The organism is Xanthobacter sp. DMC47 (genome assembly GCF_056313845.1).
The window spans coordinates 298,653-313,014 of sequence record NZ_JBQUZM010000001.1 but is presented as its reverse complement, the minus strand read 5'-3'; the positions used below and the strand labels follow the sequence as shown (position 1 = coordinate 313,014).

Sequence of the window (14,362 nt, the reverse complement as noted above, 5' to 3'; positions counted from 1 at the left end):
TTCGCCGTCGCCCTCCCGCTTGACCGGAGGGCCCATCCCCCCGATGGCGCCATCACGAGAACACCGGGACAAATGCGGCCATGGGTCCTCCGGTCGAGCCGGAGGACGACGGCAGGCGTGGCTTGGTCCCTGGACGCGGCGCCTGTCGCCACCGCCCGCCCGTTCTCGCCCGCTGCGGCGCTTCTCTTTTCGCCGTCGCCCTCCCGCTTGACCGGAGGGCCCATCCCCCCGATGGCGCCATCACGAGAACACCGGGACAAATGCGACCATGGGTCCTCCGGTCGAGCCGGAGGACGACGGCGCAGGGGACAGCAGCGCTCACCGCCCAAGCGCCCCTCTTTACGCCCCATCTCCACCCCGCCTTTCCCGCGAGCGCGCTTGCGGGTAGTTTGGCTTGAGGCCCGCTTTGGGCCTCTCAAGACGTGTCGAGGGCCCGTGCGTTACGTTTCCACCCGGGGCGAAGCTCCTGTCCTGTCGTTTTCCGATGCGCTGCTGGCTGGTCTGGCGCGCGACGGCGGCCTCTATGTGCCGGAGGCATTCCCCACCCTGAGCGCGGACCAGATCGCCGCGCTGGCGGGAAAACCCTATCCGGCGGTGGCCAAGGCGGTGATTTCCCCCTTCGTCGGCGATGCGCTGCCCGAGCGCGTGCTCGACCTGATGATCGCCGACGCCTACGCCTCCTTCCGCCATCCGGCGGTGACGCCGCTGACGCAGCTCGGCCCCAACCGCTTCCTGCTGGAGCTGTTCCACGGCCCGACCCTGGCCTTCAAGGACGTGGCGATGCAGTTGCTCGCCCGCATGATGGACCATGTGCTCGCCGCCCGCGGCGCCCGTGCCACCATCGTCGGCGCGACCTCCGGTGACACCGGCAGCGCGGCCATCGAGGCGTTCCGCCATTCGGATGCGGTGGATGTGTTCATCCTCTACCCGCACAAGCGCGTGTCCGAGGTGCAGCGCCGGCAGATGACGACCGTGAACGCGCAAAACGTCCACGCCATCGCCGTGGAGGGCACGTTCGACGATTGCCAGGCCCATGTGAAGGCCATGTTCAACCACCACGCCTTCCGCGATTCCCTCGCGCTGGCGGGTGTGAACTCCATCAACTGGGCGCGCATCGTCGCGCAGGTGGTCTATTATTTCTATGCCGCCACCGCGCTCGGCGCGCCGCACCGGGAAGTCTCCTTCGTGGTGCCCACCGGCAATTTCGGCGACATCTTCGCGGGCTACGTGGCCAAGCGCATGGGCCTGCCCATCCGCGACCTCTCCATCGCCACCAACGTCAACGACATCCTCGCCCGCACGCTGGAGACGGGACGCTACGAGGTGAAGGGCGTGCATCCCTCCTCCTCGCCGTCCATGGACATCCAGGTGTCGTCCAACTTCGAGCGCCTCTTGTTCGAGGCGCTGGAGCGCGACAGCGGTAAGGTGCGTCAGCTCATGGCCTCGCTCGGCCAGTCCGGCGCCTTCACCGTGCCGCGTGACGCGCTCGCCGCCATCTGCGGCGACTTCTCCGCCGGCCGCGCCGACGAGCCGGAGACGGCGAAGACCATCGCCAAGCTCTACCAGTCCTCCGGCTATCTGGCGGATCCGCACACGGCGGTGGCGCTGGCGGTGGCGGACAAGGTGGAGCACGCGGCGAAGGTGCCGCAGGTGGTGCTCTCCACCGCCCATCCGGCCAAGTTCCCCGATGCGGTGGAAGCCGCCACCGGCATCCGCCCCTGCCTGCCGCCCCACATGGCGGACCTTCTGACCCGCAAGGAAAGCGTGAGCGTGCTGCCCAACGACCTCGTGGCCATCGAGACCTTCATCCGCACCCATGCCCGCGTCGGCCGGGGCGCCGCGGCATGAGCGTGAAGATCTCGACCCTCGACAACGGCATCACCGTCATCACCGACGAGATGAGCCATCTCGGCACCGCCTCGCTGGGCATCTGGGTGGGCGCCGGCGCGCGGCACGAGATGGGCGACGAGCACGGCATCTCGCACCTCCTCGAGCACATGGCGTTCAAGGGCACCCGCCGCCGCTCCGCCCGGCGCATCGCCGAGGAGATCGAGCAGGTGGGCGGCGACATCAATGCCGCCACCTCGGTGGAGCAGACCACCTACAACGTCCGCGTGCTGGGCGAGGACGTGGGCCTCGGCATCGACATCCTCGCCGACATCCTCACCGAGCCGGCTTTCGCCCCCGACGAGCTGGAGCGGGAGAAGAACGTGATCGTGCAGGAAATCGGCGCGGTCATGGACACGCCCGACGACCTGGTGTTCGACCTGTTCCAGGAGCAGGCCTTCCCCGGCCAGAGCGTCGGCCGCTCCATCCTCGGCACGCCGGAGACGGTGCGCGGCTTCAACCGCGACCAGCTCGGCGCCTATCTCGGGCGCACCTATCGTGGCCCGCGCATGGTGGTCTCTGCCGCCGGCGCGGTGGAGCATGACCGCCTCGTGGACGAGGCTGCCGCACGCCTCTCCGGCGTCGGCAACGGCGTCGCGCCGGAGCTGTCGCCCGCGACCTACGCCGGCGGCACGCGGCTGACCGCGCGCGATCTGGAGCAGGTTCACGTGCTGATGGGGCTGGAGGGCTGCTCCTACAAGGATGCGGACTACCACGCCCTGCAGGTGCTCTCGAACGTGCTGGGCGGCGGCATGTCCTCCCGCCTGTTCCAGGATGTGCGGGAGGAGCGGGGGCTCTGCTACTCCATCTATGCCTTCCACTGGAGCTATCAGGACACCGGCCTGTTCGGCATCTATGCCGGCACCGACACCGGTGACGTTGAGGAACTCTCCAACGCGGTGGTGGACCAGATCTTCGACACGGCGGAGACGGTGACCGAGCTGGAGGTGGCCCGGGCCAAGGCGCAGATGAAGGTGGGGCTGCTTGCCGCGCTGGAAAGCTCCGGCGCCCGCGCCGACCAGCTCGCCCGTCAGATCCTCGGCTTCGGCCGGGTGATCCCGGTGGAAGAGATCGTCGCCAAGGTGGAGGCGGTGGATGTGGCGGCGGTGCGCGCCGCAGCCTCGCGTCTCATCGGCCGCGGCCGGCCGACGCTCAGCGTCATCGGGCCGAAGGGCGGGCTTGAACCGGCTGCGCGGGTGGTGCAGCGTTTGTCGGGGCATTAGCCGGAGCGTCGGCGGCGCCTTGCCGTCCGCCCCGCAACGGAGTCTGGCTCGGGCGCAACCTGATGTGGCTGTCCGCACTCTTTCCCTTCCCGGCCGAGCCCCTCCCCACCATCGAGGGGAAGGGCGTGTATCTGCGCGTGCCGCAGATGCGGGATTTCGTGGCGTGGCGGACCCTGCGCGACATCAGCCGCGGCTTCCTCACGCCGTGGGAACCCCTGTGGCCCGCCGATGACCTCACCCGCGGCGCCTTCCGCCGACGCCTGCGCCGCTACGCCCGCGACATGGTGACGGACGAGGCCTATCCGCTCTTCATCTTCCGCCGCGCGGACGACGAACTCGTCGGCGGCCTCACCCTCTCCAACGTGCGGCGCGGGGTGTGCCAGGCGGCAAGCCTCGGCTACTGGATGGGCGCGCCCTATGCCGGGCAGGGCTACATGCGGGCGGCAGTCACGGCGCTGCTGCCCGTGGCCCACGACGTGCTCCACCTGCGCCGGGTGGAGGCGGCCTGCATGCCCCACAACCAGGCCTCCATCCGTCTCCTGGAAAGCTGCGGCTTCACCCGCGAGGGGTATTCGCGGGAATATCTCTGCATAAACGGGTCGTGGGAGGACCACATCCTCTTCGCCCGCCTCAAGAGCGACCCCATCGCCCGGCTCAGGTCCCGCGACGACACCCTCGCCACCCGCCTGAGCCGTGTGCCGCCGGCGGCGCAGTAGGGGGCACGCGCGTTTCTTCGCGATGGTGGCGCGATGAGCCACCCTCGCGCCCCGGACGCATGCAGCGCCAGCGGAATGCGAGCCGGGGCCCAGCGCAAGAGTTCGCCGCAGGCGCTTCCTGACCCCACCGCCCTCGCGTTTTGCCCCGCTGCGCGGGGACTCTTGCGCTGGACCCCGGATCAGCGCCCGGCTGCGCCGTCGCTTGTCGGGGGAACGGGGCAGGGCGGCGGGACGCTCGGAGAGGCCGGCGGCGTCTTCACGTGCTGGCCGCACCCCCTCTCCCCTTGCGGGAGAGGGCTGGGGTGAGGGGTATCGCGCCGTCCGTTCCAGCGCCTGCGCTTCCGGATGAATCCCACCCCTCACCCCCGGCCCCTCTCCCGCAAGGGGAGAGGGGAGAAGCGCTCCCCCCTCACTCGCCCCTCGGCAGGGCGAACACCGTGAGCTGCCCGCCCAGCGCCGTATATTGGTTCAGCGCCGCATAGGCCTCGTTGGCACCGGAGCCGTCGCCGGGATCGCTGAGGCCGGCGGCGAGGCCGATGCCGGCCCAGCCGCCGACGCCGGAGAGCACCGCCACATATTGCCGGCCCCCCTGCAGGAAGGTGGTGACGTTGCCGACGATGCCGGAGGGCGTCTTGAAGCGGTACAGCTCCTTCCCCGTCTTCGCGTCCACCGCCTTCAAGAAGCCTTCCAGCGTGCCGTAGAAGACGACGCCCCCCGCCGTCGCCAGCGCCCCCGACCAGACGGAGAACAGCTCCGGCTTCGACCAGACCGCCGCGCCCTTCAGCGCGTCCCAGGCGATGAAGGCGCCCGTGCTGCCGTCCATGCCGGGGCCGGGGTGCATGGAGAGGGTGGCGCCGACATAGGGCTGGCCGGGCACGTAATCCACGTGGAACGGCTCGTAATCCATGCACATGCGGGTCACGGGCACGTAGAACAGCTGCGTCTGCGGCGAGAAGGCTGCCGGCTGCTGGTTCTTGGCGCCGAGCGATGAGGGGCAGATGCCGGTGTAGGTGACATCCTCACCCTCCCGCTCGGTGGAATAGGCCGGGTCGCGCTTCGGCCTTCCAAAGGTGGGGCTGGCGGGGTCCAGATCGATGCCGGTCGCCCAGTTCGCGGTGGTCTCGTATTTTCCCGCCCGGAGCAGGGCGCCCGTCTCGCGGTTCAGGGTGTAGGCGAAGCCGTTACGGTCGAAATGGGTGAGGAGCGGGGTGGATTTCCCGTCCACCTCCTGCTCCGTGAGGATCATCTCGTTGACGCCGTCATAGTCCCACTCGTCGTGGGGGGTCATCTGGTAGACCCAGCGGGCGAGGCCGGTGTCCGCATCGCGGGCGATGATGGTGTCGGACCAGCGGTTGTCGCCCGGCCGCTGGGTGGGGTTCCAGGTGGCGGGGTTGGCGGTGCCGTAATAGACGAGGTTCAGCTTGGGGTCGTAAGCGAACCAGCCCCAGGTGGCGCCGCCGCCGATCTTCCACTGGTCGCCCGACCAGCTCTTGAGCGACGAGTCGCGACCCACGGGCTTGCCCAGCTCGGTGGTCTTCTCCGGATCGAAAAGCATCTCCGCATCCGGCCCCGTGCTGTAGGCGCGCCAGACGAGGTGGCCGTCCTTGAGGTCGTAGGCGGACAGGTGCCCGCGCACGCCGGCCTCGGCGCCGGAAATGCCGACGATGAGCTTGTCCTTCACCGGCATCACGGTTGCGGTGTTGGAGGCGCCGAGCGCCGGATCGCCGTTGGCCACGGACCAGCGCTTCGCGCCCGTCTTCGCATCGAGCGCGACGATCGTGGTGTCGGCCTGATGCAGGAAGATAAGACCGTCCGCATAGGCGAGGCCGCGATTGACGAGATCGCAGCACATCACCGCGGCCACGTCCTTCTTCTGTCGGGGCTCGTATTTCCAGAGGATGCGGCCCTCGTTTTTCAGGTCGAGGGCGTAGACCACATTGGGGAAGGGGGTGTGGACATACATCACGTCCCCCACCACCAGCGGCGCGCCCTCGTGCCCGCGCAGGACGCCGGTGGAGAAGGTCCACGCCACCTGAAGGCGGTCCACGTTGCCGGCGTCGATCTGCTTCAGCGGGGAATAGCGCGTGTTGGCGTAGTTCACCGTCTGCAGCACCTGCTCCGCGCCGGTGGCGGTGCGCGCCAGCACGTCGTCATTGGCGAGGGCGGCGGCCGGTAGCAAGGCGAGGAGGAGGGCGGGCAGAAGACGTGTCATCGGCGAAAGCGGTCCGGGTGTCGTGACGCAGAACGGGCGCGAAGGTCTCCCCCCGCGCCCGCAGCATCCTCGCCGCACGCCAGCGACGCAACCGCGCCGCAGGGGCAGCTCTAGCGCAACTTTCCTCCCCTCTCCCCTCGAAGTCGGCTTTTGCCGACTTCGACCTTCACGAACCGAACTCGGCAACAGCCGAGTTCGGGCGGGAGAGGGGCCGGGGGTGAGGGGGGCGGGCCTGCCCATTAGTCCCAGATGCAGGTTCTGCCGGAGGCATACCCCTCACCCCAACCCTCTCCCGCAAGGGGAGAGGGGGCACCGCTGGTGCTGTGCGGGACATACGCTTCACGTTCCCCAAGCTGTCATCGCCCGGCGTGTCCGGGCGATCCACCTATCCGCTCGCGCATTGCCGAAAAACCCGCCCCGGCCTGACCGTGGATCGCCCGGCGTGTCTGGCCGATGACAGAGTTGGGACTCCCCTCTCCCCTTGCGGGAGAGGGGTCGGGGGTGAGGGGGCGGGCCTGCCCATTAGTCCCAGATGCCGGTTCTGCCGGAGGCATACCCCTCACCCCAACCCTCTCCCGCAAGGGGAGAGGGGGCATCGCTGGTATCGGGGAGGCTCAGCCCGGCAGCACCGGGCCGATGGAGGCGTCGATCAGGCTCATGCGCCGCTCCCGTGCATTCACGAAGCGGAAGTAGATGACCTTCACGAGGTCCATCACCAGCGTCCACACGAGGCAATAGGCCCAGACCACGCCGATGAGCAGCCACGGCAGCGCCGGCATGAACCAGCCGAAGGCGCACATGAGGATGGCGAACACCTGCGTGCCCATCACCGCCGCGAGCACGGGCAGGCTGGGATAGGGCGGACGGAACAGCGTGCCTTGCACCCGCGAGACGAAGAACAGGAGGTGCCCGCCGGCGCACAATTGCAGGAACAGCATGGTCTGGATGTGGGAGAGGTCCATGGGCAGGCGGGCCATGAGTTCCGGGCTCTTCATCCAGAACATGCCGAGCATGACGATGCCGAAGCTCTGCACCAGCGCCATGATCCCCATGATGGTGGAGAAGGAGAGGATGCGGTGCATGTTCCAGCGCACCGGCGAGTCCTGAACCTTCACGTTGTCATAGGCGATCGTCATGATGGGGATATCGTCAAGCAACGCCATGACGACGATCATGATCGCGGTGAGCGGCATGAAGTCGTAGACCAGATAAACCAGAACCACCACCAGCATGATGTTCAGCGTCATAGCGATGCGGTAGTAAATGTAGCTGGTGATCCGCTCGAAGATCGCCCGCGCCTCCATGATGGCGTTGATGATGGTGGAGAGGCCCGGCGCCGTGAGAATGAGCGCCGCGGCGCTGCGGGCCGCGTCCGTGGCGCCGGAGACGGCGACGCCGCAATCGGCCTGCTTCAAGGCGGGGGCGTCGTTCACGCCGTCGCCGGTCATGGCGACGATGTGGCCGCGCTCCTGCAAGGCCTTCACGATCTGGAACTTGTGCTCGGGGAAGACGCGGCCGAAGCCGTCGGCCACCTCCACCGCGCGGGCGGCGTCGATGGCGATGTGCTCGGGGCTGGAATCCTTGCCGAACACGTCGCTCGCCACGAGGAGCCGGTCGCCGAGGCCGAGCTGGCGAGAAATCTCGCCGCCGATGGCGACGTCATCGCCCGTCACCATCTTCACCGAGACGCCAAGCGCCTTGGCCTTGGCGATGGTCTCCGCCGCGTCCGGCCGGGGCGGGTCGAGCATGGGCAGGAGGCCGAGCAGCGTCCACGTGGTGCCGTCGTCCGAGCAGGCGACGCCGAGCGCGCGGGTGCCGCTGCGGGCGAGGGCTTCCACCGCGTCGAAATAGCCCTTCGCATCGGCCTCCGAGAGGCCGCACTGGGCGGCGATGGCCTGCGGCGCGCCCTTGGCGAAATGGACGGTCTTGCCATCGGGGCCGCTGACGCTCGCCACCGTCTTCTTGCTGACGGGATCGAAGGGCGTGAAGTCCACGCTCTTGTAGCCGTCGAGCACCTTGGGGTCCTTCACCGCGGCGATCACCGCCTTGTCGATGGCATCGTCGCTTTGGCGCTGGGAGGCGAGGGCGGCGCCAAGGATGAGATCGTCGGACCTGGCACTGCCCCACGGGATGGGCGCCTGGAGGGTGAGCTGGTTCAGCGTCAGGGTGCCGGTCTTGTCAGAGCACAGAACGTCCACGCCGGCCAGTTCCTCGATGGCCGAGAGGCGGGAGACGATGGCTTGCTGCTTGGAGAGCGCCAGCGCGCCCAGCGCCATGGTCACGGACATGACCGCCGGCGTCGCCACCGGCACCGAGGCCACGAGCAGCACCAGCACGATCTGCACGATGGCGCCGGCGTGCTGCCACTCCCAATGCCCGTCGGCAATGATGTCGCGGTGGACCTGCGCCACCACCAGCACCAGCGCCAGCGCGGCGGAGAGGATGATGAGGAAGTCCCCCATCTGGATGACCGCCTTCTCCGCATGCGACTTGGCGCCGGCCGAGGCGACGAGCTTTGCCGTGCGGCCGAAGAAGGTGGCATTGCCGGTGGCGGTGACGAGGGCCGTCATGGTGCCCTGCCGCACGATGGAGCCGGAATAGCCGCTGTCGCCCACGCCCTTGGAGACGGGGAGGGATTCACCGGTCAGCGCCGCCTGATCCACGGAGAGATACTTGCCCTCGGTGAGGAGGAGGTCGGCGGGCAGGGTCTCGCCGCCGGCCACGCTCACCACGTCGCCCGGCACGAGGGCGGCGGTGTCCACCGTGACCCACTGGCCGTCGCGCAGCACGCGGGCCTTGAGCGCCAGCCCCTTCTTCAGCGCGGCGAGGGCGCTCGCGGCCTTGCTGTCCTGCCAGAAGCCGACGATGGCGTTGTAGATGAGCAGGCCCATCACCACGATGAAGTCGGGCCAGTCCTGCCGGATGAGGGAGAGCAGCGCCGCCGCCTCGATCATCCAGGGGATCGGCCCCCAGAAATAGCCGACCAGCTTCTCCCAGCGGCTGTCCTCATGGGCGACGATGGCGTTGGGGCCGTACTTCGCCTGAAGCGCGCTCACCTCTGTAGCGGTGAGGCCCTTGGGCGAGGAGCCGAGTTCGGTGAACTTGGCGGCGATGGCCGCGGCGTCGAGGCGGACCGGCCCGCTGGAGGACGAAGCCGGCTTCTCGGCCGGCTTATTGGCCGGCGCTTGGGCGGGCGGGGCGGCGGCGAGGGCTGCGCTCTGTGCCATTGGATAGCTCCCGGTCAGGCGGAACGGGTGAGCGCCAGCGTGTGCTGGGCGATCATCAGTTCTTCGTTGGTGGGGATCACGAAGGCCGCGACGGCGCTGTCCGCCGTGGTGATGCGCGGCCCGTTGGCGGCATTGGCCGCCGGATCGAGGGTGAGGCCGACGGTGGCGAGGCGCTCCAGCACGGCGGCGCGCACCTTGGCCGAGTTCTCGCCGATGCCCGCCGTGAAGACGAGCGCGTCGAGCCCGCCCAGCACCGCCGCATAGGCGCCGATGAATTTCACGAGGCAATAGACGAAATAGTCCACGGCCAGCCGGTCGTCGGCCGCCGCGCTGTCCTGCAGCACCCGCATGTCGGCGCTGTCGCCGGAGAGGCCGAGGAGGCCGGACTGGCCGTAGAGCAGCTTTTCCAGCGCCTCGGGCGTGTAGCCGGCGGAGCGCAGCAGATAGAAGATCACGTCCGCCGGTACGTCGCCGGAGCGGGTGGCCATGGGCAGGCCGGTCAGGCCGGCAAACGCCATGGAGGTCTCGACGCTTTTCCCGTCCAGCATCGCGCACACCGAGGCGCCGCCGCCGAGATGGGCGGCGATGACCCGCCGCGCGCCGGGCGCGACCTTGGGCACCTGCCGGCTGATGTAGTCGTAGGAGATGCCGTGATAGCCCCAGTGCCGCACGCCGGTGTCGCGCACGGTCTTGGGCAGGGCATAGATCTGCGCCACCTCCGGCATGGTGCGGTGGAAGGAGGTGTCGAACACCGCCACCTGCGGCAGGCCGGGGAAGGCTTCGGCGATGGCCCGCGCGCCGCGCACGTTGAACGGCTGGTGGGAGGGCTCCATGGCAGACAGCCCGTCGAGATAGTCCAGCACCTCGGGCGTGATCTTTGCCGGCCCCGCGAAGCGCGTGCCGCCGAGCACCACGCGGTGCCCGGCCGCCACCACCTTGATGTTGGCCTCGTGCTGCTCCAGCCACGTCACGATATAGGCGAGCGCCTCCTTGTGGCTCAGCGCATGGCCGGAGCCCCATTCGTGGGCGTCGATGGGCTTGCCATCGGGCTCCTTGGCGATGAAGTGCGGATCGCCCGCCATGCTGTCGATGCCGCCCCGGCACAGCAAAGGCGGGTCCTCCGCGTTCGACGTCGCATAGGCGCCGAACTTGAGGCTGGTGGAGCCGGAATTGACGACCAGGACGGCGTCGGTCATGGCGGTGCCTCGCTCAGTCGGCGGCGCGGGGAAGGATGGCGTCGGGGGTGCGCTTCAGCGCGTCGGCGTAGATCACCGCCGCGGCGGCGGAGAAGCGGCGCGCCTCGGCGCTGTCGGCGCGGCTCGTCAGCATCACCGGCACGCGGGCACCCACCACGAGGCCGGCGGTCTGGGCGTCGGCCATGAAGGCGAGGTTCTTGTAGACCATGTTGCCGGCCTCGATGTTGGGCACCAGCAGCACGTCCGCCACCCCTGCGACGGGCGAGGCGATGTGCTTCACCTGCGCAGCCGCGACGTCCACTGCCGCGTCGAGATCGAGCGGTCCGTCCACGATGCCGCCGACGATCTGGCCCCGGTCCGCCATCTTGGAGAGGATGGCGCCGTCGAGGGTGGCGGCCATCTTGGTGTGCACCATCTCCACCGCCGCCAGCACCGCGACCTTGGGCGTCCCGATGCCCAGCGCCTTCGCAAGGCCGATGGCGTTCTGGCAGATGTCGCGCTTCTGGTCGGTGTCGGGCGCGATGTTGAGCGCCACATCCGTCACCAGCACGCGCCGGGCATAGGTGGGCACGGACAGGATGGCGCAATGGCTGAGCAGCCGGCCGGTGCGCAGCCCCGCCTCCTTGGCCATGACCGCATGGAGCAGCACGTCGGTGTGGAGGCTGCCCTTCATGAGCGCCCCCACCTCGCCCGCGCCGGCTGCGGCCGCGGCCTTGGCGGCGGAATCGTCCTCGCCCGTGGTGGAGACGATGCGCGTGCCGAAAAGGTCGAGGCCGCCGGCCGCGGCGATGCGGCGGATGTCCGCCTCCGGCCCGAACAGCACCGGCTGGATGAGCCCCGCGGCCGCCGCGTCGAGGGCGCCGGAGAGGGCATCGAGGCTCAGGGGGTGGACGACGCCGGTGGGCAGGGGATCAAGCCCCTTGCAGCGCTCCAGCAGGCCCTCCAGCCGGTGCTCGGGCACGCTGACGCTGATGGCTTTGTCTGGTGCGGCGACGGTGATCCGGGCGGTGGCGACGATGGCGCCGGAGGGCGCCGCAATCGCGCCGTCGAGTCCGAGTGTGCGGTCCGCCGCATGGGTCTCGCGCACGGCGAGGGAAACGGTGAGCGGCGCGTCCGCCGGCAGCGGCGCGACGATGCTCACGCTGGAGGCGCGGATGGCCGCGCCGGGGCCGGGCAGGGCCGTGCCCACAAGGGCGGCGAACAGGGAGGCGGCAAGGCCCGCGTCGGCCTGGCCCGCCCCCGCACCGGCGAGCACGCCGGCATCGCCGAAGGCGGCGCCCCAGGCGCGCAGGTCCGGCGTGCGGACGATGCGGATGGCGGAGGCCTTGTCCCCCGCCTTGATATCCTCGAACAGGCGATTGGCGATGGTGGGCACTTCAATGCCTCCTTCGGGCCATCCCGGGGATGGCCAAGCGAGGAACGGGCGGCGAGGAAGGGCGTCGGAACGGGGAGTCCGGGCGGGCGCGGGGGATGCGCCGCGCCCGCCTTTCCGGCTCAGACGGCTGCGGGGAGGTTCTGGCCGGAAACGGGAACCGGCGCGGTCTTCACCGCCGCTAGCGCCACGTTCTTGGGCGCTGTGGCGTTCTTGGGCGCGCTCACGCCAAGGACTTCGGCGAGGTGCTCCACCAGAGCCCGCTCGCCGGGCGTATAGGAGCCGTCCGCCGTGGCGACGCCGGCCACCATGTTCACCAGATCCTGCCGCTGGCCCGGGTCGCTCACCAGCCGGGCGATGGCGTCCACCGCCCTGTCCCGCTCCAGAAGCAGGATGTAGAGCTGGTCGCGCACCATCGTCTTGAACTCCGGCAGCGACAGCTGCATCAGCTTCTGCCGGGCCTCGTTGAGCGAGCGCGCGGCCGCCTCGTCCATGGCCCGCGTCGCCGAGAGCACGTAGAGCGAGGCGCGCACCAGCGCCTCGTTGAAGCCGCCTTCCGCCACGCGGGCGCGGAACTCGGTGATCTTGCGGTCGCGGAAGGCTTCCTTCTGCGGGCTGTTGGCCGGCAGCTCGCGCACCTTGCCCTCGATGTTCAGGCCCAGCATCCCCTGCAGGACCGGCGAGCCGTAGATGGCGAAGAAGGACTGTTCCACCGCCCGGTCCCGCACATCGCGCCAGCCGTCGAGGACCGCGTTGATCTGGTCGGACCAGAAGGTCTGGACCGCGAGGACCGGATTTGCGGCGTCGACGGCCTTGCGCGCGGTCGTCACCTCGGCGGCGAGCTTCTCCACGCCCTTCATCAGCGGGTTGGTGTCCGCGAACAAGGTGTAGGAGAGCCGCAGCGGATTGAAGGTGAACAGCGCATCCGCGAGCTGCGGCGTCGCCACCGCCTTCACGAACGGCTGGAGGAAGGTGCGATAGAGCGAGTGGTTGATCTCCGACACGCGCCGCGCCGCGGCGAAGGCGCGATCATCCTCCACGCTGTTGCGGCCGTAGGCGCGCAGGTCGTCCAGCGAGCGCAGCTCGAAGCGCGAATGCCACGCCGCGCCGCCGGCCTTCACCTGCTCCGCCGACGCCGGCTCGATCACCAGCTCATAGAGGCCGGGGGGCAGGCAATCGATCAGGTCCATGAGGCGCACCAGCTCCTCGTCCTCCTTCGCGCCGACCTTGGCCGAGACGAAGATGGCGAGGTGGCCCACCTTCTGGTTCATGCAGTAGACGATGGTGCGGCCCTCGGCGCGGATGTCGTCCACATCCTTGTAGAGGTCGAGAATCCAGCCCAGCGTCTGCGGCGGCGGGGAGATGTTGTCGCCCTGCGAGGTGAAGACGATGATCGGCGAGGCGATGTTGCGCAGGTCGAACACCTTGCCGTCGGTGGAGCGCACCTCATTGCGGGTGAGCTTGTCGCCGATGAAGAATTCATCGACGAGGAACTGGATCTCGTCGCCGTTCAGCTTGATGAAGTCGCCCCACCACTTCTCGAATTCGAGATAGCGCGGCCCTTCCGTATCCACCTTCGACCAGACGTCATACTGCTTGCCCCACAGCCAGTTGGCCGGGTTCAGATTGTCGAAGTTCAGGATCAGCCAGGTGCCGTCGAACTTGCCGCGGCCGAGGTCGCTGACGAGGTTGGTCAGCCACGAGCCGCCGAGGAGGCCGCCCGAGTAGCGCATGGGGTTCTTGCCGTGCACGCCCTGCCAGTAGGACATGGGCGAGCCGGCCACCATGCAGGGGCCGAACAGGTCCGGCCGCAGCATCGCCACCATCAGCGTCTGGTAGCCGGCCTGGCAATTGCCGATGGCGAAGGTGGGCGGCGCCTCCGGATGCATCTCGCGGATGCGCTCGAAGAAGGCGACCTGCCCCTCCACCACGTCCAGGAAGGTCTGCCCCGGCTCCGGCTCGGCGGCAAAGCCTATGAAGTACACGGGATGCCCCGTGGCCAGCGCCTCGCCGATCTCGCTCTCGGTCTTGAACCCGCCAATGCCCGGCCCCTGACCAGCGCGCGGATCCACCACCGCTACCGGCCGTTTGCGCGGGTCCACCGCGACACCCGGAGGGGGGACGATGCGGGACAGGGAATAGTTGATCGGCCGCGCCAGCGCGCGTCCGCTCACCAGCACCTCATGGTCGAAGGTGAGCACCGTCGCCATGGGATGCGAGGTCATGTCGCGCTGCTCGTTTCCCCTCCGGCGGAGGAGATCGAGGAAGAGGACATTGCGCTGGGCGGCGTCCACGAGGTAGGCGCCGAGCGGTCCGGACTGAACCGCCGCCGAACCGGCCCCGAACGGCGGGTTGAATGCCGGTGAAAGTCCCTTCTGGAATGCCGACATGGCGGCATTCGGGTCGAACGGCAGCAGGTTCTGGAAGGGGGAGGGGGCAGTCGTATCGGCGGCCATGACGGGCTCCCGTCTTTAGCCGGCCCAACGGTTTCGCAGGCCGGACGCTGCTTCGCAGGTGCGAATGGCCGCA

General features: G+C 69.2%; 8 protein-coding genes. 3 read left to right on the top strand and 5 right to left on the bottom strand.

Going from position 1 to position 14,362, the window contains the following annotated elements; genetic code table 11:
• The first annotated feature begins 435 nt into the window (after positions 1–435).
• The 3 genes from thrC to ACT54R_RS01480 all read left to right on the top strand — a co-directional run bounded on the left by thrC (position 436) and on the right by ACT54R_RS01480 (position 3,826).
• Positions 436–1,848, top strand: a complete 1,413-nt coding sequence (gene thrC / locus ACT54R_RS01490; protein ID WP_476322740.1) for a threonine synthase — start codon at positions 436–438, stop codon at positions 1,846–1,848.
• On the top strand, positions 1,845–3,110 hold the full coding sequence (locus ACT54R_RS01485) for a M16 family metallopeptidase (protein WP_476322737.1): 1,266 nt from the start codon (positions 1,845–1,847) through the stop codon (positions 3,108–3,110). Before thrC ends, ACT54R_RS01485 begins: the two co-directional genes overlap by 4 nt.
• Before the next feature lie 62 nt (positions 3,111–3,172).
• The gene (locus ACT54R_RS01480; RefSeq protein ID WP_476322734.1) at positions 3,173–3,826 is read left to right on the top strand and encodes a GNAT family N-acetyltransferase; all 654 of its coding nucleotides are present in this window, start codon (positions 3,173–3,175) and stop codon (positions 3,824–3,826) included.
• A gap of 409 nt (positions 3,827–4,235) precedes the next feature.
• Here ACT54R_RS01480 and ACT54R_RS01475 read toward each other — a convergent pair whose 3' ends face one another.
• From ACT54R_RS01475 to ACT54R_RS01455, 5 genes are all read right to left on the bottom strand, one after another.
• On the bottom strand, positions 4,236–6,038 hold the full coding sequence (locus ACT54R_RS01475) for a methanol/ethanol family PQQ-dependent dehydrogenase (RefSeq protein WP_476322731.1): 1,803 nt from the start codon (positions 6,036–6,038) through the stop codon (positions 4,236–4,238).
• Between the two features lie 614 nt (positions 6,039–6,652).
• Positions 6,653–9,265: a plasma-membrane proton-efflux P-type ATPase gene (locus ACT54R_RS01470; protein WP_476322728.1), complete on the bottom strand. Its 2,613-nt coding sequence runs from the start codon at positions 9,263–9,265 to the stop codon at positions 6,653–6,655.
• 14 nt (positions 9,266–9,279) lie between these two features.
• Positions 9,280–10,461, bottom strand: coding sequence for an acetate/propionate family kinase (locus tag ACT54R_RS01465; protein WP_476322725.1), 1,182 nt, complete (start codon positions 10,459–10,461; stop codon positions 9,280–9,282).
• Positions 10,462–10,474: 13 nt separating this feature from the next.
• Entirely contained in the window at positions 10,475–11,836 is a 1,362-nt protein-coding gene (locus tag ACT54R_RS01460; protein ID WP_476322722.1) for a bifunctional enoyl-CoA hydratase/phosphate acetyltransferase, read from the bottom strand.
• A gap of 119 nt (positions 11,837–11,955) precedes the next feature.
• Positions 11,956–14,289: a DUF3141 domain-containing protein gene (locus ACT54R_RS01455; RefSeq protein ID WP_476322719.1), complete on the bottom strand. Its 2,334-nt coding sequence runs from the start codon at positions 14,287–14,289 to the stop codon at positions 11,956–11,958.
• Between the last annotated feature and the right edge of the window lie 73 nt (positions 14,290–14,362).